We start from the raw sequence: 25,123 nt of genomic DNA, 5'->3' as shown, positions 1-25,123 counted from the left end.
GGCTCGAGACCGCATCCTCTCTTCCCTCTGCGCGTCTGCAGATCCGAAGCGGGGGCGCAGCGATGCGGCGGCAGGACAGGGCGCGGGTCCCCTCTCCCGTGCGGGAGAGGGACAGGGTCAGGGGTGAGACCTGTCCGGACGTTGCGCGTCCAGTCAGTGCGTCGCTGGCGCGCTCGGAACGGAAGCATCGTATCCCTCACCCCAACCCTCTCCCGCACGGGAGAGGGAGCTCGTTGCGCATCCCGGAACCGCTGCGTGAACCTGGCGGTGCACGGAATGAAGCGAGGCGTCGCCTCACGGATCCGGAGTGCTCTGCCCCATGCTGAGCCTCAGCTTCACCCCCCTCCTGCCCTGGCCGGCGATCGCCATCCTCGGCGCGATCGTCGCCGTCCTGGCGGTGTTCGCCGTCCTGGCGCGCGGCCGGACGGCGCTGCTGCGCGTCCTCGTCCTCGCCCTGGTGCTGGCAGCGCTCACCAACCCGGCGCTGGTGCGCGAGGACCGGGAGCCCGTGAAGGACGTGGCCGCCATCGTGGTCGACCGATCCGGGTCCCAGCAGCTCGGCGACCGGCCGCAGATGACCGACGCGGTCCGCGCCGAGTTGCAGCGCCGGTTCGGTGCGCTCACCGATATCGAGCCCCGTTTCATCGACGTGCCGGATTCCAAGGACGGCGACGACGGCACCAAACTGTTCACCGCCCTGAGCCAGGCGCTCGCCGACGTGCCGCCGGAACGCCTCGCCGGGATCGTGATGCTCACCGACGGCGTGGTGCACGACGTCCCCGCCTCCCTGGCCCAGCTCGGCATCAAGGCGCCGCTCCACGTCCTCGTCACCGGGCACCCGGACGAGCGCGACCGGCAGATCAAGCTCCTGGAGGCGCCGCGCTTCGGCATCGTCGGCAAGGATCTGACGATCCGCGCCGAGGTCATGGAGCGCGGCGGCACCGGCCACGCCGTGGTCACGGTGCGCCGCGACGGCGAGGAGATCGGCCGGCGGGACGTCGCCACCGACAAGCCGTTCGCCCTCAACCTGCGCATCGAGCACGGCGGCCCGAACGTGGTGGAGATCGAGGTCGAGCCGCTGCCGGGCGAGCTCACCACGGTCAACAACCGGGCGGTCCTGCCGATTGAGGGCATCCGCGAGAAGCTCCGGGTGCTGCTCGTGTCCGGCGAGCCGCACCAGGGCGAGCGCACGTGGCGCAACCTCCTGAAGTCGGACGCCAACGTCGACCTCGTCCACTTCACGATCCTGCGCCCGCCGGAGAAGCAGGACGGCACGCCGATCTCGGAACTCTCCCTGATCGCCTTCCCGACGCGCGAGCTGTTCGTCCAGAAGATCAAGGATTTCGACCTGATCATCTTCGACCGCTACGCCAACCAGAGCGTGCTGCCGCAGGCCTATTTCGACAACATCGTCCGCTACGTGCGCGAAGGCGGCGCCCTGCTGATCGCGGCGGGTCCGGAATTCGCCGGACCGGCCAGCCTCGCGCGCACGCGGCTGGCCGGCATCCTGCCCGGCGACCCCGACGGACGGGTCGTCGAGAAGCCCTACAAGGCGACGCCGACACAGATCGGCCAGCGGCATCCGGTGACCCGCGCCCTGCCGGGCTCGGACGCGAACCCGCCGGCCTGGGGCGACTGGCTGCGCATCATCGAGGCCCGGACCCGGCCCGGCATCCAGCCGATCCTGTCGGGCGCCGAGGGGCTGCCGCTGCTCGCCCTTTCGCGCGAGGACAAGGGTCGCGTCGCCCTGCTCCTGTCCGATCACGCCTGGCTCTGGGCGCGAGGCTACCAAGAGGGCGGCCCCTATCTCGACCTGCTCCGCCGCCTCGGCCACTGGCTGATGAAGGAGCCGGCCCTTGAGGAGGAGGCGCTGCGCGCCCAGACCACCGGGCGCGGCCGCGAGGTACGGGTCGAGCGCCAGACCATGGCGGACCAGGTCGAGCCGGTCACCGTGACGGGCCCGACCGGGAAGGTGACGACGCTGACGCTCAAGCCCCATGAGCCCGGCCTGTTCACAGCGACCTTCGACGCGGAGACTCTGGGCCTGCACACCCTGCGCTCGGGCAACCTCGTGGCCTTCGTCAGCGTCGGGCCGGCCAACCCGCGCGAACTTGCCGACGTGTTCAGCGGTACCGAAAGGCTGAAGGCCGTCGCCGACGGCTCGGGCGGGTCGGTGCGCCGGGTCGCCGGGACCGGCGGCGGGATCGACGTGCCGCGGCTGGCGCTGGTGCGTGGCGGACGTCTGGCGGGCGGCGACTGGATCGGCTTCCGGCCGAGCGACAGCGCCAACATCCGCGGCGTCGAGGTCTACCCGCTGGCGCTGGGTCTCGCGGCGCTTGCGGCCCTGGCGGCGGCGGTGCTGGCCATGTGGCTGGTGGAGGGCCGACGCGGCCGAGCGGCGTGAATTTTTTCACGACACACGCTCCTCGTCTGCGCGGGAGGGAAAACCCGCGCCTCGCTTGGCACCGCAGCGCGTGTGCATGCGCGCTCGACGGCCGGTGTACACCCGGCCTATGAGCCTCACTGAATACCCGCGCCCGGCGCGGGCCCGACACAACGGAGACAGCCTGCCCGTGACAGCGCAGACCGTGACTGGACGCCTCCTCGCCGCGACGCTCCTCGTCGCCTGCCTCCAGCTCGCCCCGGCCCGTGCGCAGGAACCGGCCGCGATGCCGTCGACGCCGCCTGCCTTGCCGGCCACCCTGCCGGCCGCAAACGGTCAGTGGACCCACGCGATCACGCTGATGGGCCAGCCGAAATACGGCCCCGACTTCAAGCATTTCGACTACGCCGACCCGGCCGCCCCCAAGGGCGGGATGGTGCGCTTCGGGGCTCAGGGCGGGTTCGACAATTTCAACATCGTCGTCGCCGGCCTGAAGGGCGACCTCGAGAACGGCATCCAGCAGATCTACGATCCGCTGATGACCGAGTCGTCGGACGAGCCGTTCACCTCCTACGGCCTGCTCGCCGAGGCGGTGCGGATCGCCCCCGATCTCGGCTCGGTCTCGTACCGGCTGCGCGAGAACGCCCGCTGGCACGACGGCAAGCCGATCACGCCCGAGGACGTGGTCTGGTCCTTCGACGTGCTGAAGGCCAACAGCCCGTTCTACGCCGCCTACTACCAAACCGTCGCCAAGGCTGAGGTGACCGGGCCGCGCGAGGTGACCTTCACCTTCACCGAGACCGGCAACCGCGAGCTGCCGCAGGTGATCGGGCAGCTGCGCGTCCTGCCCAAGCACTGGTGGACCGCCAAGGACGCCAACGGCAAGCCGCGCAGCGTCACCGAGACGACCCTGGAGCCGCCGCTGGGCTCGGGCCCCTACCGCCTCGCGAAGTTCGAGCCGGGCCGCACGACCACCTACACCCGCGTGCCCGACTACTGGGGCAAGGACCTGCCGGTGAATGCCGGCCGCTACAACTTCGACACCGAGCGCTACGAGTATTTCCGCGACGGCACCGTGCTGGTCGAGGCGCTGAAGGGCGACCTCTACGATTTCCGCGTCGAGAACATCGCCCGCAATTGGGCGACCGCCTACGAGGATTTCCCGGCCGTGAAGGAGGGCCGGCTGATCAAGGAGGCGTTCCCCGAGCGCGGCATGGGCATCATGCAGGCCTTCGCGTTCAATACGCGCCGGGACAAGTTCAGGGATCCGCGCGTCCGCCGGGCCTTCAACCTCGCGATGAACTACGAGGAGATGAACAAGGCCCTGTTCTACGGCCTGTACAAGCGGATCAACTCCTACTTCTTCGGCTCGGAGCTGGCCTCCTCGAGCCTGCCGGAGGGCGAGGAGAAGGCGATCCTCGAGAGCGTGAAGGACAAGGTCCCGGCCTCGGTCTTCACCACCCCCTACGCCAACCCGGTCAACGACGGCCCCGAGGCGGTGCGCAAGAACCTCCGCGAGGCCGTCAGCCTGCTGCGCGAGGCCGGCTACGAGCTGCGCGGCGGCAAGATGGTCAGCAAGGCCACCGGCGAGCCGCTGACCGTCGAGTTCCTGGAGTTCCAGAACACCTTCGAGCGGGTGATCCTGCCGTTCGCGGCGCAGCTGAAGCTGATCGGCATCGACGCCACCCTGCGGGTGATCGACCAGGCGCAGTACCAGAACCGCATCCGCAACTTCGACTTCGACGTCACCACGTCGTCGTGGGGCGAGTCGCTCTCGCCCGGCAACGAGCAGCGCGAGTACTGGGGCTCGGCGGCGGCCGACAAGCCCGGCTCGCGCAACCTGATCGGGATCAAGGACCCCGGCATCGACGCCCTGATCGAGAAGGTGATCTTCGCCAAGGACCGGCACACCGTGATCGCGGCGACGCGCGCCCTCGACCGGGTGCTCCTCGCCCACGACTACGTCGTCCCGCAATGGTCCTCCGACCAGCAGCGGACCCTGCGCTGGAACCGGTTCGGCCACCCGGCGATCCTGCCGCTCTACGCCAGCTCCGGCTTCCCGACCACGTGGTGGTACGACGAGAAGCTCGCGGCCAAGACCGGGGCGCCCCGTTGACGGGGGCGCCCGGAATGCCGACCCGGCGCGGGCTGGTCCTCGGGGCCGGCGCCCTCGCGGCGCTGCCGCCGTGGCGCCCCGCCCGGGCCGCCGACGCGCAGGAGCGCCACGGCCTGTCCAGCTTCGGCGAGCTGAAATACGGCCCCGACTTCGCGCATTTCGACTACGTGAACCCGATGGCGCCGCGCGGCGGGCGGCACTCGTCGCAGCTCGCCGCGACGATCGGCAACCAGTCGCTCAACACCTTCAACACGCTCAACATCTTCGTGCTGCGCGGCGACGGGGCCGCCGGCATGAACCTGACGTTCGACAGCCTGATGGTCCGGGCCCTCGACGAGCCGGACGCCCTCTACGGGCTGGTGGCGCGCGCCGTCACGGTGAGCCCGGACGGCCTGACCTACACCTTCGCGTTGCGCCCGCAGGCCCGGTTCCACGACGGCTCCCGGCTGACCGCGCGGGACGCAGCCTTCAGCCTCAAGCTCCTGCGCGACAAGGGCCACCCTGAGATCGCCGAGGTCATCCGTCCCATGGCCGACGCCCGGGCCGAGGGCGATGAGCGGCTGGTGGTGACCTTCGAGCCGGGCCGCGCCCGGGACCTGCCGCTGTTCGTCGCGCAGCTGCCAATCTTCTCAGCCGCCTACTACGCCGGCCGCGATTTCGAGGCCTCGACCCTGGACGCGCCCCTCGGCTCCGGTCCTTACCGGGTCGGCGCGGTCGATCCGGGCCGGTCCATCGGCCTGGAGCGTGTTCCGGATTACTGGGCCGCCGAGCTGCCGGTGAATGTCGGCCAGAACAACTTCGACGCGATTCGCTACGAGTATTTCCGCGACCGCACCGTAGCGTTCGAGGCGTTCAAGAGCGGCGCCTTCACGTTCCGCGAAGAGTTCACCGCCCGGGTCTGGGCCACCGGATACGACTTCCCAGCGATGACCGAGGGCCGCGTGGTCCGCGAGACGGTGCCGGACGCGCGGCCGAGCGGCACGCAGGGCTGGTGGATCAACACCCGCCGCGCGGCGTTCCGCGACCCGCGGGTGCGCGAGGCGATCGGCCTGTGCTTCGATTTCGAGTGGTCGAACCGCAACCTGATGTACGGCGCCTATACGCGCACGGCATCGTTCTTCGAGAATTCCGACCTCAAGGCGACCGGCAAGCCCTCGGCCGAGGAACTCGCCCTGCTGGAGCCGTTCAAGGACCTGCCGCCCGAGGTGTTCGGCGAGGCCTGGGCGCCGCCGGTCTCCGACGGGTCCGGCCAGGACCGGGCGCTGCTGAAGCGCGCCGACGCGCTCCTGCGGGAGGCCGGCTGCACACGCCAGGGTGGCGGTCTCCTGCTCCCCGGCGGTCAGCCCCTGACCCTCGAGTTCCTCGACGAGGATCCGGTCTTCCAGGCGGTCACGCAGCCCTTCATCCGCAACCTGGGGTTGCTCGGCATCAAGGCGAGCCTGCGCACGGTCGACCCGTCCCAGTACCAGGCCCGGCTGAAGGATTTCGACTTCGACGTCACGCCGCGCCGTTACAGCAGCGGGCTCACCCCCGGCGCGGAGCTGCGCGAGACCTACGGCTCCCGGTCCGCCGGGACCGCCGGCTCCAACAACCTCTCGGGGATCGCGAACCCGGCGGTCGACGCGCTGCTCACCGCCGTCGCCGACGCGACGTCGCGAGCGGACCTGACCACCGCCTGCCGGGCCCTCGACCGGGTCCTGCGGGCCGGGCGCTACTGGGTGCCGATGTGGTACGCTTCGACCCACCGCCTCGCCCTCTGGGACGTGTACGGCCGCCCGGCGACGCCGCCGAAATACGACCTCGGCGCCCCCGGGACGTGGTGGTTCGACGCCGACAAGGCCAAGCGGATCGGGCGGGACTGACGCCATGCTCGCCTACATCCTGCGCCGCATCGGCCTGATGATCCCGACCCTCTTCGGGATCATGCTGATCACCTTCACCATCGTGCAGTTCGCCCCCGGCGGCCCGGTGGAGCGCGTGCTGTCGCAGCTCCAGGGCCAGCGCGACGGGGCCATGTCCCGCGTCACCGGCGGCTCGGGCGACCTCGGCGGCGCCAGCCGGCCGTCGGGCGGCGGCGGCGACGCCAGTTCCCGCTATCGCGGCGCCCAAGGGTTGAGCCCGGAATTCATCGCCAAACTCGAGAAGCAGTTCGGCTTCGACAAGCCGGCGCCCGAGCGCTTCGCCAAGATGCTGTGGGATTACGTCCGGTTCGATTTCGGACGCAGCTACTTCCGCGACGTCACCGTCATCCAGCTGATCAAGGAGCGCCTGCCGGTCTCGATCTCCCTCGGCCTGTGGATGACGCTGCTGTCCTACGCGATCTCGATCCCGCTGGGCATCCGCAAGGCGGTGGCCGACGGCACGCGCTTCGACCGCGCGACCTCCTTCGTGGTGATCATCGGCTACGCGATCCCGGGCTTCATGTTCGGGCTGATGCTCATCATCCTGTTCGCCGGCGGCTCGTTCTACCAGTGGTTCCCGCTGCGCGGCCTGACCAGCGAAGGGTGGGAGAGCTTCTCGCCCTGGCACAAGGTGACCGACTACGCGTGGCACATGGTGCTGCCCCTTACGGCCCTGGTGATCGGCGCCTTCGCCACCTCGACCCTGCTGACGAAGAACTCGTTCCTCGACGAGATCCGCAAGCAGTACGTGCTGACTGCGCGGATGAAGGGACTCTCCGAGCGAAGCGTGCTCTACGGACACGTCTTCCGCAACGCCATGCTGATCGTGATCGCGGGCTTCCCCGGAGCCTTCATCTCGGCCTTCTTCACCGGCTCGCTGCTGATCGAGACGATCTTCTCCCTCGACGGCCTGGGCGAGCTGTCGTTCCGGGCGATCGTCGGGCGCGACTACCCGGTGGTCTTCGCCACGCTCTACATCTTCTCGCTGCTCGGGCTCGCGGTGAACCTGCTGTCCGACCTGATCTACGTCTGGATCGACCCGCGGATCGATTTCTCCGCGCGGGCGACCTGAGGCGGCGGTGGGCCGGTCGTCAGCCGTCCGGGAGGCTCACCGCATCGGCCGGCGTCAGCGGCTCGCCGCGCCCGGGTCCGGCCAGGCCCAGCAGTGCCGCAATCGCATCCCCGTCCGGTGAGCCGAGGAGATCGGCGAGGGTGTAGCGGTCGAGCACGGCGAGAAACGCCGCCAAGGCCTCGCCCAGCACGCGCCGGAGCCGGCACGGGGCCGTGATGGCGCAGGTTCCGCCGCCGAAGCACTCGACCAGGGCCAGGTCGTCCTCGGTCTGACGCACCACCGCGCCAACGACGATCTCCCTCGCCGGCTTCGCGAGCCGAAGGCCGCCGCCCCGCCCGCGGATCGTCCGGATCAGGCCCAGCCGTCCCAGTTGATGAACCACCTTGTTCAAGTGGTTCTCCGAGATGCCATAGGCGCGGGCGATCCCGGCGATCGAACTCTGCTCGGGCTCGTGCAGGCCGACGTAGATCAGGGTGCGCAGAGCATAGTCCGTGTAGCGGGTCAGACGCATCTCAACTCCAGAAGACCATCCGTACCGGCGGGCGATGCGAGGGGCGCCACCGGCCCGGTCCGTAAGCCCTGCGGAAGCCACGCACCACCATCAGAGCGCCGACTGCGGTATCGCTTATAAGATGTATTCATCTTGCATCTTTTCGAGGGGCGATCTAAAAGGAACATCTCCGATACACCTTTAGAGCCGTGCCATGCCCGCTCCGCTGTCCCCTGCCACCATCGCCCTCATCAGGGCGACTGTGCCGGCCCTGGAGGCCCACGGTCTCACCATCACGAAGCGCATGTACGAGCGCCTCTTCGAGAATGCGGAGATGCGCGACCTCTTCAACCAGTCCCATCATGGTGAGACGGGCTCGCAGCCGAAAGCCCTGGCGCAGGCCGTGCTGGCCTATGCCCGCAACATCGACAATCTCGGTGTTTTGGCGGGAGCCGTGGAGCGCATCGCGCAGAAGCACGTCGCGCTGAACATCCTGCCGGAGCACTATCCCTACGTGGCCGATGCCCTGCTCGGCGCGATCGGGGACGTGCTCGGCGAGGCCGCCACGCCGGAGATCGCCACGGCCTGGGGGGAGGCCTACTGGTTCCTGGCAGAGCTGCTGATCGGCCGGGAGGCCGCGATCTATCGCGACCATGCCGGCAAGCCGGGCGGCTGGAACGGCTGGCGCGACTTCGTGGTCGAGGGCGTGTCCCAGGAGAGCGAGACGATCCGCTCCTTCGTGCTTGTCCCCGCCGATGGCGGTCCCGTGCTGCGGCATCAGCCGGGGCAGTATCTCGGCTTCCTGATGGACCTGCCCGGCCGCGGCGTGCTGAAGCGGAACTACTCGATTTCCTGCGCACCGAATGACCGGGCCTACCGCATCACCGTCAAGCGCGAGGCGGCGCCGGGCCGGCCGGCCGGGCTCGCCTCCAACTGGCTGCACGATCACGTCCGACCCGGCACGGTGCTGAAGGTCGCCGCGCCCGCAGGTGACTTCGCCCTCGACGCCCAGAGCGACGAGCCGGTGGTTCTGGTCAGCGGCGGCGTCGGGCTGACCCCGATGATCAGCATGCTGGAGACTATCGCGGCCGGCAGCCCGGATCGGCCGACCTGGTACGTTCACGGCGCCCTGTTCGGCCGTGTACACGCCCTGCGCGACCAGGCCCGGTCGCTCGCGACGCAGGCCCGGCACACCAAGGTCGCGACCTTCTACGCGGAGCCCGAAGCCGCGGACCGGCAAGGCGAAGACTATGACGTTCAGGGCCTGATCACGGCGGATTGGCTCGTGCAGCACACCCCGCACGACCGGGCGACCTACTATCTCTGCGGTCCCAAGCCGTTCCTGCGGGATCTCGTCACCGGGCTCGTGCGCCACGGCGTCCCGATCGAGAGGGTGAAGTTCGAGTTCTTCGGGCCTGCCGACGAACTCTTCGAGGAACCCCGGCAGGCCGCCTAGGCGGCGGTCAGCCGGCCGCATCGCCCCAAGGCGGGCGCTCCGGTCCGAGCACCCGCGCGACGGTCGTTCGCAGGGCCTGGGCGCTGCGATAACCCACCGCCGTCGCGACCACCCGCGGCGGCCGCCCCTCGGCCGTGAGGGCCAACGCGCGGATCACCCGGGCTCGGGCCCGCCAATCGCCGAAGCTCAGGCCCGTCTCCGCGCGAAACCCGCGGGTCAGCGTACGCCGGCTCGCCCCGGCGCGCTCGGCCCAGGCGTCGAGATCAGCCTTCGAGGCCGGATCCTCGATCAGCCCGAGGCAGACCCGGCGCAGGCGCGGGTCGCGCGGGAGCGGCAGCGCGAGGGGCGTCGCGGGGGCCCGGCCGATCTCGTCGAGCACCAGCGCGGCGAGATGGCCGCCGCGCCCATCGACCGCGTAGAGCACCGGCTCCTCCGCGAGCGCCGTGAGCGCGGAGGCGAGGAGCCGCGAAACCGCGATCACCCGGCAGCTCGCCGGGAAGGATCGGGCCGAGGCCGGATCGATATAGGCCGAGCACATCGAGACGGCGCCGTGGGTCGCGACGGCGTGCGGGAGGCGCGGCGGGATCCAGAGGGCGTGCCCCTCGGGAACGACCCAGGTGCCGTCCTCCGCGAACGCCATCATCAGGCCGGCTGTGGCGTAGAGAAGTTGCGCGCGCGGGTGGAAGTGCCGGGCGAGATGCATCCCGGCGGCATAGGTCTTGGGCATCACCGCGACCGGGCGGGGCACGTCCTGATAGTCGGCTGCATCGGTCGATCGCCCCACAACGACGCGCGCCTCTGTCGACAATGGCCCATTCGCATACATATCCGGCCCAACACCGCCGTCGGGTCAGGCTATCAGGGTGCCGTCCCGGAGGATACGCCGCGATGGATTCGGATACGCTGTCCCGCCGCACCCTGCGCTTCGTCAACGTCGCGCATGCCCTCGACCATTTCGTGCTGCTGATCTATCCGACGGCGGTCATCGCCATCGCGGCTCAGACAGGGCTCGGCTACGGCGAGCTGATCGGGCTCGCCACCGGCGCCTTCGTGGCCTTCGGGCTCTGCTCGCTGCCGATGGGCTCGCTCGCCGACCGGTTCGGGCGGCGCAACATGCTGGCGGTGTTCTTCTTCGGCTACGGTCTCTCCTGCCTCGGTGTTGCGAGCGCTTCGACGCCGCTCGGCTTCGCCCTCTGGCTCTGCGTGCTCGGGCTCGCCTCGGCGATTTATCACCCGGTCGGCTCGGCCATGCTGGTGACCCATGCCCGCCGGCTCGGGCGCGACCTCGGCATCAACGGCGTCTGGGGCAATTTCGGCGCGGCCGCAGCCTCCGGCCTCACGGCGCTGCTCGCCGCCACGATCAGCTGGCGGGCGGCCTTCGTGGTCCCGGGCCTCGTCTGCCTCGCCTGCGGAGCGGCCTTCGTGGCCCTGGTTCCGGGGGACGGCGACAGCGCGGGCAGGAAGGCCGGCGGCGCGGCGGTGATCCCGGTGACACGGCCCTGGGCGCTCATGGCGATGTTCGCCCTGTCGATCTTCGCGGGTGGTCTGACTTTCAACCTGACGACGATCAGCCTGCCCAAGGTCATCGACGAGGGTGTCGGACAGGCACTGCCGCTGGCGCTCACCGGCTCGCTTGCCACGGGCGTCTTCCTGTTCGGCGCGCTGATGCAGCTCGCCATGGGCCGCCTGATCGACCGCTACAGCCTGCCGTCCCTGTTCGTGGCGCTCTCGGTGCTGCAGCCGCTGGGGCTCGGGATCGCGGCGGTTTCGACCGGACTGCCGCTGCTGGCCGGGCTCGTCCTCGCCATGACGGCGATCTACGGGCAGGTGGTGATCAACGATGCGATGATCGCCCGCTACGTTCCGCCCGCCTATCGGGCTCGGGCCTACAGCGTGCGCTACTTCGTCGGCTTTACGGCGAGCGGCTTCGTGGTGCCGGCGATCGCCCTCCTGCACGATCGCGGCGGCTTCGCGCTGGTCCTCGGCGTCGCCTCCGCCTGCGGTGCGGTGATCTGGCTCTCGGCCCTCGGCTTCCTGAGGCTGACGCAGGGCGGTGAGCGGCCCGCGCTGGCGGCCGCCGAGTAGCGCGGCGGTTTGCGGGTCCGGCCCGACGCTGCTACGCGGCGGCCATCCGACCCGCGAGTATCCCGTGACCGACTTGTCCCTCGTCATCCGGCCCGAGCGGACGGAGGATGCCTCCGCCATCGAGCGGCTCCATGCCCGGGCCTTCGGACCCGGCCGCTTCGCCCGAACCGCCTATCGCCTCCGCGAGGGTGCGGCTGAGCGGATGGATCTCGGCATCACCGCTTCGGTCGGCAGCTTCCTGGTCGGGTCCGTTCGGATGGGTCCGGTACGGGCCGGAGCGACCCCCTTCGTGATGCTCGGCCCACTGGCAGTGGACCCGAGCTTCGAGGGAAGGGGCATCGGCGGCACCCTGACACGCGCGGCGATCGAGGGCGCGCGGAAGGCGGGGGAAGGTCTGGTGATCCTGGTGGGCGATGCGCCCTATTACGGCCGGCTCGGATTCGCGTCGGTGCCGCCCGGGCGCTTGGTCCTGCCGGGACCCGTGGATCCGGCGCGCCTGTTGTGGCTGGAACTGGTCGACGGATTTCGCGACCGGGCCGTGGGCCTTGTGGAAGCGGTACGTGCGTAGCGACCGGGCATCCGGCCCCTGGGGACCGGATGCCCGTCACTCCGCCTCACCCGACCGGAAGGCCGGGGTCGAGGCGTTCGCTCACGATGTCAGCGGCGGGTGCCGGAACCGCCGGTTCCCGAGGTGCCGGTGGTGCCGGTTCCCGAACCGCCCGTGCGGGACGTCGAACCGGTCGTGTCCGATGTGCCGGACTTCATTTCGTGACCGGGCGCGTAGCCGGAGGCGCCTGGGCTGCCGGCCCGGCTTCCGTGGTCCTGCATCTCGTGACCGGGCGTCCGCGAGGCGGCTCCCTGCTCGGCCGCGAAGGCGGTGCCGCCGAGGGTGAGCGTGGCGAGAACGATGATGGGCAGGCGCGACATGTCGTTTCTCCTCCTGTTGGGCGCTCTCAATGCCGAACCTGCCCGGTTCGTTCCATGCTGAGCGGCTGGGCTCACGCCCGCCGCAGCGCCAGAGCTGCGATCAGCCCGGCAGCGAGCAGCGCCAGCGCCACCGGCATGGCCGAGGTCGCGGGCCACGCGGAGGCAGCGACCGTGAACAGGGCTCCGAAGGTCATCTGCGTGAAGCCGTAGAGACTGGAGGCCGATCCTGCCGCATGCGGATCGACGTTCATCAGCCCCGCCACCGCGTTCGGGCTGAGCAGACCGACCCCGACCGCGTAGGCGAAGAGCGGCACGATCAGGCTGACGACGCCGAGCATCCCGGTGCGATCCACGACCAGCAGCGTCAGGGCCGCGGCGATGCAGAGAAGGTTACCGCTGCGCGCCGCCTTGCGGATCGGCACCCGGGCGGCGAGCCGGCTCGCCAGGACGGCACCGCCGACCATGCCGAACACGACGATCAGGCAATCGAACCCCACTTCCTGCGAGGAGCGCCCGAGGCGATCCACGAGGAGGAACGGCGCCACGGCCAGGAAGGCGTAGAGGCTGGTGCCGCCGCAGGCTCCCGCCACGAGGTAGGCGCGGAAGACCGGGATCCGAACCAGCCGGAGGTAGCCGGACAGAACGGCGACGAAGCCCGGCAGCGCCACCTTGTGGCGGTTGGTCTCGGGCAGGATGAAGATCACGAGCGCGCCCAGCACGGCCACGAGGCCGGCCAGCACCAAGAACACCGCGCGCCAGCCGAAGGCCTCGTTCACCAAACCGCCGATCGCAGGCGCCAGGGCGGGTGTCAGCGTCATCGCGGTGGTGAGGATCGCGAGCTTGCGGGCCGCATCCTCGCGGGTCGAGACGTCGCGCACCATTGCCCGGCCGATCACCAGCGAGCCGCAGGCCCCGAGCGACTGCAGAACCCGGGCGACGAGCAGGACCCCGATATTCGGCGCGGGAATCGCGAGCAGCAGTCCGGCGAGGTAGAGGCCGAGCCCTGCGATCAGGATCGGCCGCCGCCCGTATCGATCCGACAGGGGGCCGTAGAGTAGCTGACCGCCCGCGAGACCGATCAGGTACACGGTGATCGTCAGTTGCGCGCCGGCGGCATTGGTGCCGAGGTCGACCGCCGCCGCCGCCAGTGCCGGCACGAAGATATGCAGCGCCACCGTTCCGGTCATGGTCACGGCGACGAGCAGCGGCAGGGGAGCGCGACGCTCCTCGACATCAGGACTTCGGTCAGCCAAGGGGGCCTACGCGGTTTTCAGCTCGGCAGGATGCCGAGGCACGGCCGCCTCACAGCAAGGGCCGGGCCTGGAGCCATGCCGGCGAAACGCGCCTGACACGCGAGGGGCAGGACTTTCCTGCCCGCACTCGGCCTCGTGCCTCTACTCCTTTGGAAGCGGCTGCGGGGTCGGCAGGGGCGCATTCAGGTCCTTGGTCGGGCCGCCGACCTCGAGATCCTTCGCCCGTTCGACCGCCTCCGGATTGGCCTGCGCCGGCGGTTCCTTGGCCGCCGGGGAAGAGGGCGCGGTCGGCTCCGGGGGAATGAGGCTCGACGGCGCACCCTGCTGGTCGCTGTCATGGGCATTGGCCGGCGGCGCCGGCGCGTTGCGGTCGCTTGATTCGCCGGTCACCCGCGGGCTGCCGGGCGACTTCGCCTCCACGGGCTTGGCGGTGCTGGGATCGGCCGGCTTGGCCGGGCTGTCCTTACCGTCGGAGGCCTTGCTGGCGGCCGGCTTGTCGGCGGACGGCTTGTCGGCAGGGGCCTTTTCGGCAGGCTTGTCCTCCGCCTTGGCTGGCGCGGCAGCCGGCACCGCGTCACTCTTCTCGACGGCGGGCAGCGGCTTGGGCTGATCGGCAAGCGTGCGCAGGTAGCCGATGACGTTGGCCCGATCCTGGGGCGAGGCGATGCCGGCGAAGGCCATCTTGGTGCCCTTCACGTAGCCCTTCGGATTGGTCAGGAACTCGTCGAGATCGGCATAGGTCCAGGTCCCGCCCTTCTCCTTCAGGGCCGCAGAATAGTCGAAGCCCGGATGCGAGCCCTTCGGCCGCTCCACCACGCCGTACAGGTCGGGGCCGACCTTGTTGGGGCCGCCCTTCTCGAAATTGTGGCAGGCGTGGCAAGCCTTGGTGCCGGCCTCGCCCTTCTCGACATTGGCACTGGCGAGGCGGACGGCGATCGGCTCGACCTTGGCCTCGGGCGCCGCGGCGGCAGCCTTGGTCTCCGGCTCGGGGAGATCGTAGCCGGCTTTGCCCGCGGGCTTCGGATGGTAGATCAACTCGGCGACGAAACCCGATCCGGCCGCGAACAGAAGGGCGCCGAGGACAGCACCCACAACCTTGTTCACCTCGAACGAGTTCATGCTCTTCTCGCAACTCGGCCGTGCCGAACGCGCGCCTGACACGGGCGAGCAGGCTCGGGCACCGGACATTGGAAGATTTCGAGGTTGCCTTAGCGGTTTCAGGCGGTTCCTGACAATGCCGCCAAGGCGCTCCGCGTCGCTCCAGCGCAGGATTGTTCCACCGAATTGCTCAGCTTGTCACCGCGTGGCACCTTTTCTCCACCGCGGTTCCGCCCGTCTCCCGGGGGACGACAACCGGGGGCGGGCCTGTTAAGCAGCCGGCCGCCTCCTGCCGCGGCCACCCGATCCGCGCATCCGGATCCGAATCTCGATGTCCGATCCCCTGGTCCTGATCCCGGCCCGCCTCGCCGCGACTCGCCTGCCGAACAAGCCGCTGGCCGACATCGCCGGCGAGGCCATGATCGTGCATGTCTGGCGCCGCGCCGTGGAGGCCGGCATCGGCCCCGTGGTGGTGGCGACCGACGCGGTGGAGATCGCTCGGACGGTCGAGGCCGCGGGCGGGCTCGCGGTAATGACCCGGACCGACCATCCGTCGGGCTCCGACCGGCTGGCCGAGGCGCTGGAGGTCGTTGATCCGGAAGGCCGCCACGACGTGGTGGTCAACGTTCAGGGCGACCTGCCGACCATCGATCCGGCGATCATCGGCGCCTCCATCGCGCCCCTCGCCGACCGCACCGTCGACATCGTGACACTCTGTGCGCCGATCACCGATCCGCACGAGGCCGACAACCCCAACGTGGTCAAGCTCGTCGGCCACACGATCGGCCCCGGTCGCCTGCGTGCGCTGTACTTCACCCGCGCCCGCGCCCCCTGGGGCGACGGGCCCCTCTGGCACCATATCGGCCTCTATGCCTACCGGCGCAGGGCGCTCAGCCGGTTCGTCGCCCTGCCGCCCGGCGAGCTGGAGGTGCGGGAGAAGCTGGAGCAGCTGCGCGCGCTCGAGGCCGGGATGCGCATCGATGCCGCCATCGTCGACGACCTGCCGCTCGGCGTCGACACCCCTGCCGACCTGGAACGGGCCCGCGCCCTGCTGCAGAGCCGGCGCCTGAACTGACCCGACGAACGAATCTGCGCCGCCATGACCAACCGCACCATCGCCTATCAGGGTGAGCCCGGGGCCAACTCGCACATCATCTGCGCGGAGGCGTATCCCGACTGGACGCCTCTCCCCTGCCCGACCTTCGAGGACGCCTTCGCGGCGGTGACCGAGGGGCGCGCCCAGCGGGCGATGATCCCGATCGAGAACTCGATCGCGGGCCGCGTCGCCGACATCCACCACCTGATCCCGATCTCGCCGCTGCACATCGTGGCCGAGCACTTCCTGCCGATCCACTTCCAGCTGATGGTGCTCCCGGGCACGCGGATAGAGTCGCTGCGGACCGTCCACAGCCACGTCCACGCCCTCGGCCAGTGCCGGCGGATCATTCGCCGGCTGGGCCTGAAGGCGGTGGTCGCCGGCGATACGGCCGGGGCGGCGCGCGAGATCGCCGAGATCGGCGATCCGACCCGGGCCGCGCTTGCGCCGGCGCTCGCCGCTGCGGTCTACGGCCTCGACATGCTGGAGCGCGACGTCGAGGACGAGGCGCACAACACCACCCGGTTCGTGGTGTTCTCCCCCGAGCCCGAGACCGTCGCCGCCGGGACCGGCCCGTGCGTGACGAGCTTCGTGTTCCGGGTCCGCAACATCCCGGCCGCTCTCTACAAGGCGTTGGGCGGCTTCGCGACCAACGGCGTCAACATGTCGAAGCTCGAGAGCTACATGGTCGACGGCGAATTCACCGCTACGCAGTTCTACGCCGAGGTCGACGGCCATCCCGAGGATCCGGGCCTCAGCCGCGCATTGGACGAACTCGGCTTCTTCTCGCGCGAGTTGCGAGTGATCGGCACTTACCCGGCCCACCCGTTCCGCGAAGCGGCGCGGCCGGCAGCGGAGTGATTCCTCACTCCCGCCGCAGCACCCGGTCCACCGCCAGATCCGACCAGAAGCCCGGCCGGAAATCGCGCTTGAGCGCCTCAGGGTCGTAGACGGTCTCGACCCAGGTCAGGAAGTCGAGCCCCTTTGCCTCGCCCTCGACGCGGTAGCGCGCGAAGAACGCGTCGAGGATCCCGGTCTTGGCGAAGCGGAGATGACCGTAGCGGGCGGAGAGCTGCCGGGCGGCCTCGGCCACCGGACGGCCCTCGTGCAGGATCAGGTAGAGGGCCGAGGCGAGGCCGGCGCGGTCGGCGCCGGACTTGCAGTGCATCACCGCCGGGTACTCGATGCTGGCGAAGAAGGCCTTGGCGCCGAGGATGGTGGCGCGGTCGGGCGCCTCCCGGGAGCGGAGCACGAACTCGACGAGCTTGAGTCCGTGGCGTTCGCAGGCCTCACGCTGCAGCGGCCAGGACCCGTGCTCACGCCCGCCGCGCAGGGAGATGATCGTCCGAACGCCCTCGGCCCGGAAGCGGGCGAGCTGGTGGGGGCCTGGCTGGGCGGAGCGCCAGAGGCTGCCGGCGCCGACGCGGTGCCGATTGAGATAGGCGAGGCGGAAGACGCCGTGGTCGATCAGCAGCATGTTGGCCCATGCCATGAGCCGATCGCCGGGGCCGGAGATCGGCCGCTCGAAGCGGGCGATCCGGGCCATGCGGCGCGCGTAGCGCGTCTCGGGCTTGAGGAAGCGGTTGAACAAGGCCGTGCTGCCGAGGAAACGAGCCCGGCCTCTATCAGCCGCTCGACACCCCGGCAATTCGCGAGCCGGTGGCCTTCCGACGGTCGAGCGCCGACATGCGGCGCCATTCTTGCCTTCACTCCGCCCGGATCGGCATCGAACCTGGGCGGACCGCGCGGGTTATCCGCCGGACGGACGATGGGAGGCCCGAAGCCCATGACCACGCGCACCACGAGCATCCGCCGGGCCCGCGAGGCCGATCTCGGCGGCTTGTCCAAGGTGTTCGATGCGTCGTGGCGCGAAGCCTATCGCGGCATCATCCCGGGGGTCGCTCTGGAGCGGCTGATCTCCACCCGGGACCGGGCCTGGTGGCTGGGCGCCCTGCGCCGCGGGCGGCCGCTCGCGGTGGTCGAGACGGGGGAACTCGTCGTCGGTTACGCGGCGTATGGACGGACGCGCAGCCGGGCACTCGGCGCCGAGGCCGAGATCGATGAACTCTACCTGTTGCCGGAATATCAGGGTGTCGGCCTTGGGCGGCGCCTGTTCCGGGCAGTGCGCAACGATCTGGCCGATCACGGCCTCGCGCGGCTCGGCGTGTGGAGCCTGGAGGACAACGCCCGCGCCGGCGCCTTCTACGCGGGGCTCGGCGGCGTCGCCGGCCCGCGGGTCCTGGATCGCGTGGCCGGCGTGCCCCTGCCCAAGGTCGGCTTCCTGTTCGGCTAACGTTTTCCAGCGCTCGTTGCCGGACCGCACCAACGGCCGATTTGCTTTGCCAGGCCGCGCCTCTAAGAGATCCGGGAAGCGGACGAGACCGCCTTCCGGAAGCGATACGCCATGAAGATCGACGTCATCCCGCTCGGCAAGAAGCCACCGCACGACGTCAATGTGATCGTCGAAGTGCCCCTCGGCGGCGAGCCGATCAAGTACGAGATGGACAAGGAATCCGGCGCACTGGTCGTCGACCGGTTCCTCTATACGCCGATGTTCTACCCGGGCAATTACGGCTTCATTCCCCACACGCTGTCGGGCGACGGCGACCCCTGCGACGTGCTGGTGGCCAACACCCGCGCCGTCCTGCCGGGGGCGATCATCAGCGCGCGCCCCGTGGGTGTGATGGTGATGCAGGACGAGGGCGGGGAGGACGAGAAGATCATCGCGGTACCGTCGCGCCACCTGACCAAGCGCTACGACCGGGTCGAGAACTACACCGACCTGCCCGACATCACGATCCAGCAGATCCAGCACTTCTTCGAGCACTACAAGGATCTGGAGCCCGGCAAGTGGGTCAAGTTCGTCCGCTGGGGCGACAAGGAGGAGGCCCACCGCCTCATCGAGGAAGCGATCGAGCGCGGCAAGGCGAAGAAGTAAGCGGCCGGGCCACTCCGGTATGGAAGTGGCCGCTCAAGGTCAGCCGTCGATGCGGCGCAGCCCGGCCTTGTAGCGCCGGGCATTTTCCACATAGCGCAGGGCGGCTTGGCGGAGCCCTTCGACAGCGGCTCCGTCGAGGGTGCGCACGGCCTTGGCCGGCGCCCCGACGATCAGGCTGTGATCCGGGAATTCCTTGCCCTCGGTGACCAGCGCGTTGGCACCGATGAGGCAGCCGCGCCCGATCCTGGCCCCGTTCAGAACCGTCGCCCCCATGCCGACGAGGCTCCCGTCGCCGATGGTGCAGCCATGCACGATCGCGCCGTGGCCGATCGTGACGTCGTTGCCGATGACGAGGGGAAAGCCGGGATCGACGTGCATGATCACGCCCTCCTGGACATTGGTGCGGTCGCCGATCCGGATCGGCTCGTTGTCGCCGCGCAGGGCCGCCCCGAACCAGATCCCGACATCGAGACCGAGATGTACGCGGCCGACCACCTGCGCGTCGGGCGCGATCCAGATACGGGCGGGGTCGGCGAGGGCGGGGACGTGATCGTCGAGGGCGTAGAGCGGCATGGCGGCCTTTCGGAGGAAACGGGCTTGACGGCCGCGCGGCGCGACCGGGATCGCGTCAGATGGCGTGCATCGTCTGTCGCGGGAATGGTACGACGCGTCCAAGCTGCCAATGCTAGGCAGGCTCGGCAAGCGGTCGCAACCTGGATTGGAAACGAAGATGGCACGGCTCCCGATCCTGCTCGGCCTGACCGTCCTCCTGCTGACGCAGAGTGCGGGAGCCGCGGATTTTCGGGAGGTCGGGCCGCTCGGCCGTTTCCGGGCGACCTGCGAGGATCTGGGGACCTTCTGCTTCGCCGACGCCTGCGGCCGCGATCAGATCGCGGCGGCCCAGGGCTGCCGGGCGCGCTGTCCGAGTGCGACGATCATCAGTGTCGTCCCGACCGCCTGCCCATTGCTCGACGGCGGTCCCCTGTCAGTCCTCCGGCGCCGCGGCTGAGATCCTGCCGCGATTCGTCCTCGGGAAAAAATTCCGGCCGCTGCGGCAACGAAACGCGGAACGCGGCATTGACCATGCTCGAACAGGTGAAGAACGGAGACGCGGACAGATGCTCGCGAACGCGCGCGATGCCCGCCGGCGCACCATGCTGAAGAGCGATCTCCGTCCGCCTGAGGCAGGCCTGGATGCCGACCCCATCCTCTACGGCGTCGCTGCAGGTCTGGCGGATCTGTTTCCGCCAGTGATCCCGCGTGCGCAGTCTGCGCCCGAGCCGGGCCGCTCCTTCGGAGTCGGCCGATCGCGCGGCACGACCGAGACGAGATGATCGTTGGCGGCCCGCTCCGCGCAATGCGCTTCTCAGGACGCTAGCCGAACGAGGAGAAGAAGCGTCGCCAGGATCGGCATCGCCGTGGCAAGCCACAGGGCACCGGGATGGAAACCCTCGGGACCCGAGAAGTGCAGGGTTCGCGTCACCGCAGGACGCGAGGGATCCCCGCGTCCGATCCCGATCCCGACTGGCATCAATCGCCTCCTCGACACCCGAGGAGTGAACCCCGACGCCCCTCAAAGGCGTCTGAATCGGCGGCCGTCTTCCTGCAGCGTGGTGAACCGGCCCTTAAAGAGCGCGGTCGAACTTCAACTCACCGTTCGGGCTTTTGAGCACGAGTTGCGAACCGACCAGATCCCAAACCGCCGAGGTGCGCAGGGCGATGAAGAAGGCCTGCTCCGTGGCTGCGAGGCCCTTGTCACAGCTCTTCTTGGTGAGCGCGAGCGGGCCCACGGCGATGTGCTGCTCCTTGAGCGGGAAGGCGGTCGCCGCGAAGGTGTTGCAGCCGCCGTAGCCGCGGGCACGATATTGCTTGTCGATGATGAAGCTCGGCCGGTCCCCGCCCGTGAATGGCTTGCCGTTCAGGCTCACGGCGGTCCAGGTCGAGTCCAGCGGGAAGATCTTCTCGCTGGCCTTGGTCCCCGGCACGTACTGGGGCTTCTTCTCTTCTTCACCGCCGGGCCGCCGGTTGCCCCGGCCGAAACCCGTCGGCGAGCCGCCCATCTGAGCCTGCGCTTGCGTTGCCGCGGATAGGTCCATGGCCAGCACGGCACAGGCCAGGCTCGCGATCAGCACCCCTCTCATCGTCCAGTCCCCATATCGCGCACACTGCGCAGGTCATCCCGGTCCGGAAGCGCCGCGCCGGCCGCGCGGACCGGCCTCGCGAGAGTCCGCCCCGAATCCTTGCGCCCTGGCGGATGCGACAAGATTTCAGCGCAATTATGGTCGCGATCCCACGGGGACCGCACGGAAACGATCCGGGACCGTGTTCGTTGTTGATTGTCGCGGGGCGGGAGGATGACCTTGGCAGGATCAGATGAGGGCGCGCAGAGCGGAACTCGGGCGCAGGCCATGAGCCCGGCGCAGTCGCGGGCGGCCCGCGGGCTGCTCGGCTGGTCGGAGGCCGATCTCGCCGGGAAGGTCGGTCTGGACGAGCAGCTCGTGCGGGATTTCGAGGGCGGCTACAGCGATCCGCCGAGCGGGCAGATCGAGGCTCTGCGGAGCGCCCTCAGCGCGGCCGGCACGGTGTTCACCGATTCGCCGACGCCCGGCGTCCATCTCGCGGCGGGATCGAGCGTCGACGAGGGTACCCGCGCGGACGCCCTCACCACCGAGAACGACCGGTAACGCCTCCCGACCCGAACGCGCCGCTCATGGCTTGTTCAGGCGTCGGGCCCAATAGCCAGGGACGCCCGAACCCGCGCACCATCCCTGGAGCGTATCGTGACCGACCTCGTCAGCATCCTGTCGCGGAGCGACCGGTATACCGTTCCCGTCGGCGACCGGACCGGAGGCCGCTGATGCGCGCCGATGCCTTCCTGGAAGCCGCCGACGCGCTGCCCCTGGCGAGCCTCGACGCACTCCTGGGGAACCGGGGGCTCGTGGTCGTCGCGCCCCATCCCGACGACGAGAGCCTCGGATGCGGCGGCCTGATCGCCGCCGCCCGGGCATCCGGGCGGCCCGGGCACCTCGTCGTCATCAGCGACGGCTGCGGGTCGCACACGCATTCCCGCCTATACCCGCCGGAGAAGCTGCGTACCCTGCGCGAGGCGGAGACACGGCGGGCCGCGGCGGTCCTCGGGCTTGGCCCCGACGCCGTGACCTTCCTGCGCCTGCCCGACGCGCATGTCCCGAGCGAGGGCCCGGCGGCCGAGGCGGCCGCGTCCGCGGTGGCCCGCGCGGTCGCGGCGATCGGGGCCGGTGCGGTCTTCGTCACGTGGCGCCACGATCCCCATTGCGATCACAAGGCGGCCGCCGCGATCGTTGCCCTCGCCCGGCCGCAGATGCCGGGGGTGCGGGTCTACGAGTACCCGGTCTGGGGCTGGACCCTACCGCCCGAGACCGACGTCGGGCCGAGTCCGGCCGGCCTGCGCCTCGACGTCTCGGCCTATCGCGAGACCAAGACGCGCGCCGTCGCCGCGCACGAATCGCAGACCACCGACCTGATCGCGGACGATCCCCAGGGCTTCCGGCTCGAGCCCGCCATGATCGACCGGCTCTGCGGCCCCTACGAACGCTTCGTCGCCGTCCCCGCATGACCCGGCGGACCCAGACCTTGCCGGAGGATTACTTCCTCGGCATCTACGCCAGCGACCCGGATCCCTGGCGCTTCACCACGTCGTCCTACGAGCGCGACAAGTACGCGGCGACGCTGGCGGCACTGCCGCAGGCGCACTACCGCGCCGCCTTCGAGCCGGCCTGCTCCATCGGCGTCTTCACCCGCGCCCTGTCCGAGCGCTGCGAGCGGTTGCTTGCCACCGACCTAGTCCCGGCGGCCGTGGAGGCAGCGCGTTCGCGATGCGCGGATCGCACCCATGTCGAGGTCCGGCCGGGGACCATGCCGGCGGACTGGCCGGAGGAACGATTCGATCTCATCGTCCTCTCCGAGTTTCTTTACTTCCTGGCGCCGGCCGATTTCGCCGAACTCGTGCGGCGGGCCGGCGCGACGATCGAGCCGGGGGGCGACATCGTGCTGGTGCACTGGCTGGGCGAGACCGATTATCCCCTCTCGGGTGACGGCGCCGCCGACAGCTTCATCCGGCTCGCTGCCTCGTTCGCTCAAGTCCTCAATCAGTCGCGGACCGCCGATTACCGGATTGATGTCCTGCGCGCTGGACCTGCATCGTGAGCATCGCCGTCATCACCCTCAACAAGGGCCGGCGCGCGCATCTCACCCGCCTGCTCGAAGGTCTCAGCCGCGGTGCTCTCCCCGATCGCTGCATCGTCGTCGAGATCGGCGGCGACACGGCGCCATACCCTTCCCTGCCCTTCCCGGTGGAGCGCGTCGCGTTCCCGCATGCCGGCCTGCCGCTGGCTGCAGCGCGCAACGCCGGACGCCGGGCGGCTCAGGCCGAGACGCTGATCTTTCTCGACGTGGATTGCATCCCCTCGGAGGGGCTCGTCGCTGGATTGTCGCGCGCGGTGGCCGTGCATGACGGCCTGATCTGCTGCGAGATCGGCTACCTGCCGGCCGGCGCGGTCGCGGACGGCTGGCGCGCGGCGGATCTGGAGCGTCTCGGCCGGCCGCACCCGGTGCGGGCCTTTCCGCCCGCCGGTGAGGTGGCGCCGGCGCCGCAGCCTGGTCTGTTCTGGTCCCTGGCCTTCGCAGTGCGGGCCGCGACCTACGACCGGCTCGGCGGTTTCGACGAGAGTTTTTCGGGCTACGGCGCGGAGGATACCGACCTCGCGTTCCGGGCCGAGCGTGCCGGCGTGCCGATCCTGTTCCTCGGCGGTCCCCAGGCCTATCACCAGCACCATCCGGGCTACGACCCGCCCCTGCAGCACTTCCGCGATATCGTCGCCAACGCGACGCGCTTCCAAGCCCGCCACGGAATCTGGCCGATGGACGGCTGGCTCGACGGGTTCGCCCAACTCGGGCTGATCGCGGCGGACCGGTCGAACGGGGTCGTGATCCACCGCGATCCGACGCCGGACGAGGTGGCCGCGGCGCGGCTGCCGGACGATCGGCCGTTCTAGGACCGTCGCCGTCGCAGCCGCGCCGCAGAGTCGGTCCCTGCTTGCGAAGGGACAGGGTGAGGGGTGCGCCCTCTCCGGGGTTGTCTCCCTCTCACCCAAATGGGCTCCGGTCTGCCGAGGCCGGGCGATTCCGATCTCGGTGTCTCGGGCGCCTGTCGCGCCGCGGGCTGTCTCAGCCCTTCATGGCGTTCGCCTTCTCGATCAGCGCCTCGGCCATGCGGATCGAGGCGATGTCGATGAGGCGACCATCCAGGGACACGGCGCCGCGGCCAGCCTTGGCGGCCTCTTCCATGGCCTCCAGGATCCGGCGGGCCTTCGTGACCTCGGCCTCGGAGGGGGTGAACACCTCGTTGGCGAGGTCGATCTGCGAGGGGTGGATCGCCCACTTGCCCTCGAAGCCGAGGGCAGCGCAGCGGCGGGCCGCCGAGCGGTAGCCATCCGGATCCGAGAAGTCGCCGAACGGCCCGTCGATCGGGCGCAGGCCGTAGGCGCGGCAGGCCACCAGCATGCGGTTCTGGGCGAACAGCCACGGGTCCTGCCAGTGGGTCTGGCGATTGCCGGACTCGTCCTTGTCGGTGAGCACCGAGAAGTCGGGGTTCACGCCGCCGATGACGGTGGAGCGGGCGCGGGTCGAGGCGGCGTAGTCGGCGACGCCGAAGGACATCGCCTCCAGGCGCTTGGACGACTGGGCGATCGCCTCGACATTGGCCATGCCGAGGGCCGTCTCGATCAGCACCTCGAAGCCGATCTGCTTCTCGCGCTTCTTGGCCTGCTCGATCTGGGTGACCAGCACGTCGATGGCGTAGACGTCGGCCGGCACGCCGACCTTGGGGATCAGGATCATGTCGAGCCGCGGGCAGGCTTCGACGATGTCGACCACGTCGCGGTACATGTAGTGGGTATCGAGACCGTTGATGCGGATCATCATGGTCTTGTTGCCCCAATCCAGGTCGTTGAGCGCCTGGATGATGTTGGTACGGGCCTTTTCCTTGTCGTCGGGGGCGACGGCGTCCTCGAGGTCGAGGAAGATGACGTCCGCCGCCGAGGAGGCCGACTTCTCCATGAAGGTCGGGTTCGAGCCCGGAACGGCGAGTTCGGACCGGTGCAGGCGCGGCTTGGCCTGCTGGATCAGGGTGAAGCTCATCTTGGGTTCTCTCTCTTGGTGACGGTTCTGATGCCGTTGCGGGATGCGATCCCGTTCATCGGCGGCAAATGGCGCGCGCAGTGGTCCCTGACAGGGCGCGGCTGCACGAATGGACCGGTTTCAACGGTGCC

The 25,123-nt window shown here is 69.9% G+C and carries 27 protein-coding genes; 17 read left to right on the top strand and 10 right to left on the bottom strand.

The features are described 5' to 3' along the window. Nucleotides 1–319: 319 nt before the first annotated feature. The 4 genes from BLT59_RS08185 (at nt 320) to BLT59_RS08170 (ending at nt 7,472) form a co-directional block, all read left to right on the top strand. Nucleotides 320–2,404, top strand: a complete 2,085-nt coding sequence (locus BLT59_RS08185) for a hypothetical protein (protein ID WP_091778348.1) — start codon at nt 320–322, stop codon at nt 2,402–2,404. Nucleotides 2,405–2,573: 169 nt separating this feature from the next. Beyond that, a complete protein-coding gene (locus tag BLT59_RS08180; RefSeq protein WP_091778346.1) occupies nt 2,574–4,499 on the top strand; it encodes an extracellular solute-binding protein in 1,926 nt (641 codons plus the stop codon). A 14-nt stretch (nt 4,500–4,513) separates the two neighbouring features. Further along, nucleotides 4,514–6,361 carry an extracellular solute-binding protein gene (locus tag BLT59_RS08175; RefSeq protein ID WP_091778344.1) on the top strand — a complete coding sequence of 616 codons (1,848 nt, stop codon included), beginning with the start codon at nt 4,514–4,516 and terminating at the stop codon, nt 6,359–6,361. 4 nt (nt 6,362–6,365) lie between these two features. After that, nucleotides 6,366–7,472 carry a microcin C ABC transporter permease YejB gene (locus BLT59_RS08170; protein WP_091778342.1) on the top strand — a complete coding sequence of 369 codons (1,107 nt, stop codon included), beginning with the start codon at nt 6,366–6,368 and terminating at the stop codon, nt 7,470–7,472. Between the two features lie 19 nt (nt 7,473–7,491). On the opposite strand, the gene BLT59_RS08165 is transcribed toward BLT59_RS08170, so the two are convergent. Continuing rightward, nucleotides 7,492–7,983 carry an Rrf2 family transcriptional regulator gene (locus tag BLT59_RS08165; RefSeq protein WP_091778340.1) on the bottom strand — a complete coding sequence of 164 codons (492 nt, stop codon included), beginning with the start codon at nt 7,981–7,983 and terminating at the stop codon, nt 7,492–7,494. Nucleotides 7,984–8,176: 193 nt separating this feature from the next. Between BLT59_RS08165 and hmpA the strand changes: the two genes are divergently transcribed. Continuing rightward, complete coding sequence (hmpA, locus tag BLT59_RS08160) at nt 8,177–9,418, top strand: NO-inducible flavohemoprotein (protein WP_091778338.1); 1,242 nt, start codon at nt 8,177–8,179, stop codon at nt 9,416–9,418. Between the two features lie 7 nt (nt 9,419–9,425). Here hmpA and BLT59_RS08155 read toward each other — a convergent pair whose 3' ends face one another. Continuing rightward, entirely contained in the window at nt 9,426–10,244 is an 819-nt protein-coding gene (locus BLT59_RS08155; RefSeq protein WP_091778336.1) for an AraC family transcriptional regulator, read from the bottom strand. A 62-nt stretch (nt 10,245–10,306) separates the two neighbouring features. Between BLT59_RS08155 and BLT59_RS08150 the strand changes: the two genes are divergently transcribed. Further along, on the top strand, nt 10,307–11,503 hold the full coding sequence (locus BLT59_RS08150) for an MFS transporter (protein WP_091778334.1): 1,197 nt from the start codon (nt 10,307–10,309) through the stop codon (nt 11,501–11,503). 64 nt (nt 11,504–11,567) lie between these two features. After that, complete coding sequence (locus BLT59_RS08145) at nt 11,568–12,071, top strand: GNAT family N-acetyltransferase (protein WP_091778332.1); 504 nt, start codon at nt 11,568–11,570, stop codon at nt 12,069–12,071. Between the two features lie 89 nt (nt 12,072–12,160). Here BLT59_RS08145 and BLT59_RS08140 read toward each other — a convergent pair whose 3' ends face one another. From BLT59_RS08140 to BLT59_RS08130, 3 genes are all read right to left on the bottom strand, one after another. Beyond that, the gene (locus BLT59_RS08140; protein WP_091778330.1) at nt 12,161–12,430 is read right to left on the bottom strand and encodes a hypothetical protein; all 270 of its coding nucleotides are present in this window, start codon (nt 12,428–12,430) and stop codon (nt 12,161–12,163) included. A gap of 71 nt (nt 12,431–12,501) precedes the next feature. Next, nucleotides 12,502–13,683: a multidrug effflux MFS transporter gene (locus tag BLT59_RS08135; RefSeq protein WP_091778328.1), complete on the bottom strand. Its 1,182-nt coding sequence runs from the start codon at nt 13,681–13,683 to the stop codon at nt 12,502–12,504. 141 nt (nt 13,684–13,824) lie between these two features. Continuing rightward, the gene (locus BLT59_RS08130; RefSeq protein ID WP_091778326.1) at nt 13,825–14,802 is read right to left on the bottom strand and encodes a c-type cytochrome; all 978 of its coding nucleotides are present in this window, start codon (nt 14,800–14,802) and stop codon (nt 13,825–13,827) included. A gap of 310 nt (nt 14,803–15,112) precedes the next feature. Between BLT59_RS08130 and BLT59_RS08125 the strand changes: the two genes are divergently transcribed. Together BLT59_RS08125 and BLT59_RS08120 are read left to right on the top strand one after the other, a co-directional pair. After that, a complete protein-coding gene (locus BLT59_RS08125) occupies nt 15,113–15,856 on the top strand; it encodes a 3-deoxy-manno-octulosonate cytidylyltransferase (RefSeq protein ID WP_091778324.1) in 744 nt (247 codons plus the stop codon). A 24-nt stretch (nt 15,857–15,880) separates the two neighbouring features. After that, nucleotides 15,881–16,738: a prephenate dehydratase gene (locus tag BLT59_RS08120; protein ID WP_091778322.1), complete on the top strand. Its 858-nt coding sequence runs from the start codon at nt 15,881–15,883 to the stop codon at nt 16,736–16,738. Between the two features lie 4 nt (nt 16,739–16,742). Here BLT59_RS08120 and BLT59_RS08115 read toward each other — a convergent pair whose 3' ends face one another. After that, nucleotides 16,743–17,468 carry a tyrosine-protein phosphatase gene (locus BLT59_RS08115; protein ID WP_091778321.1) on the bottom strand — a complete coding sequence of 242 codons (726 nt, stop codon included), beginning with the start codon at nt 17,466–17,468 and terminating at the stop codon, nt 16,743–16,745. Nucleotides 17,469–17,663: 195 nt separating this feature from the next. Between BLT59_RS08115 and BLT59_RS08110 the strand changes: the two genes are divergently transcribed. Both BLT59_RS08110 and ppa read left to right on the top strand, forming a co-directional pair. Continuing rightward, complete coding sequence (locus tag BLT59_RS08110) at nt 17,664–18,170, top strand: GNAT family N-acetyltransferase (RefSeq protein WP_091778319.1); 507 nt, start codon at nt 17,664–17,666, stop codon at nt 18,168–18,170. A gap of 111 nt (nt 18,171–18,281) precedes the next feature. Beyond that, nucleotides 18,282–18,815, top strand: coding sequence for an inorganic diphosphatase (gene ppa / locus BLT59_RS08105; protein WP_091778317.1), 534 nt, complete (start codon nt 18,282–18,284; stop codon nt 18,813–18,815). Nucleotides 18,816–18,854: 39 nt separating this feature from the next. On the opposite strand, the gene BLT59_RS08100 is transcribed toward ppa, so the two are convergent. Then, on the bottom strand, nt 18,855–19,388 hold the full coding sequence (locus tag BLT59_RS08100; RefSeq protein WP_091778315.1) for a gamma carbonic anhydrase family protein: 534 nt from the start codon (nt 19,386–19,388) through the stop codon (nt 18,855–18,857). A 157-nt stretch (nt 19,389–19,545) separates the two neighbouring features. On the opposite strand from BLT59_RS08100, the gene BLT59_RS08095 reads away from it, so the two are divergent. Next, the gene (locus BLT59_RS08095; protein ID WP_091778313.1) at nt 19,546–19,824 is read left to right on the top strand and encodes a hypothetical protein; all 279 of its coding nucleotides are present in this window, start codon (nt 19,546–19,548) and stop codon (nt 19,822–19,824) included. Nucleotides 19,825–19,933: 109 nt separating this feature from the next. Beyond that, nucleotides 19,934–20,149, top strand: coding sequence for a hypothetical protein (locus BLT59_RS08090; RefSeq protein WP_091778311.1), 216 nt, complete (start codon nt 19,934–19,936; stop codon nt 20,147–20,149). Nucleotides 20,150–20,181: 32 nt separating this feature from the next. On the opposite strand, the gene BLT59_RS31210 is transcribed toward BLT59_RS08090, so the two are convergent. Continuing rightward, nucleotides 20,182–20,346 (bottom strand): hypothetical protein, encoded by a 165-nt coding sequence (locus BLT59_RS31210; protein WP_175543967.1) that lies wholly within the window; start codon nt 20,344–20,346, stop codon nt 20,182–20,184. 94 nt (nt 20,347–20,440) lie between these two features. Beyond that, on the bottom strand, nt 20,441–20,956 hold the full coding sequence (locus BLT59_RS08085; protein WP_091778308.1) for an META domain-containing protein: 516 nt from the start codon (nt 20,954–20,956) through the stop codon (nt 20,441–20,443). 219 nt (nt 20,957–21,175) lie between these two features. Here BLT59_RS08085 and BLT59_RS08080 point away from each other — a divergent pair, with 219 nt between their 5' ends. The 4 genes from BLT59_RS08080 (at nt 21,176) to BLT59_RS08065 (ending at nt 23,848) form a co-directional block, all read left to right on the top strand. Then, a complete protein-coding gene (locus BLT59_RS08080; RefSeq protein WP_091778541.1) occupies nt 21,176–21,499 on the top strand; it encodes a helix-turn-helix domain-containing protein in 324 nt (107 codons plus the stop codon). Between the two features lie 173 nt (nt 21,500–21,672). After that, on the top strand, nt 21,673–22,410 hold the full coding sequence (locus tag BLT59_RS08075) for a PIG-L deacetylase family protein (protein WP_091778306.1): 738 nt from the start codon (nt 21,673–21,675) through the stop codon (nt 22,408–22,410). Continuing rightward, nucleotides 22,407–23,000: an SAM-dependent methyltransferase gene (locus tag BLT59_RS08070; RefSeq protein ID WP_091778304.1), complete on the top strand. Its 594-nt coding sequence runs from the start codon at nt 22,407–22,409 to the stop codon at nt 22,998–23,000. Before BLT59_RS08075 ends, BLT59_RS08070 begins: the two co-directional genes overlap by 4 nt. Beyond that, nucleotides 22,997–23,848 carry a glycosyltransferase family 2 protein gene (locus BLT59_RS08065; protein WP_175543966.1) on the top strand — a complete coding sequence of 284 codons (852 nt, stop codon included), beginning with the start codon at nt 22,997–22,999 and terminating at the stop codon, nt 23,846–23,848. The genes BLT59_RS08070 and BLT59_RS08065 overlap by 4 nt, the downstream gene beginning before the upstream one ends. 172 nt (nt 23,849–24,020) lie before the next feature. Here BLT59_RS08065 and BLT59_RS08060 read toward each other — a convergent pair whose 3' ends face one another. Beyond that, a complete protein-coding gene (locus BLT59_RS08060) occupies nt 24,021–24,992 on the bottom strand; it encodes an HpcH/HpaI aldolase/citrate lyase family protein (protein ID WP_091778300.1) in 972 nt (323 codons plus the stop codon). Between the last annotated feature and the right edge of the window lie 131 nt (nt 24,993–25,123).

Origin of the sequence: Methylobacterium sp. UNC378MF (assembly GCF_900103195.1) — a bacterium.
Classification (GTDB): domain Bacteria; phylum Pseudomonadota; class Alphaproteobacteria; order Rhizobiales; family Beijerinckiaceae; genus Methylobacterium.
The sequence above is the reverse complement of the archived record's forward strand: the minus strand, read 5'-3'. Positions and strand labels throughout refer to the sequence as shown.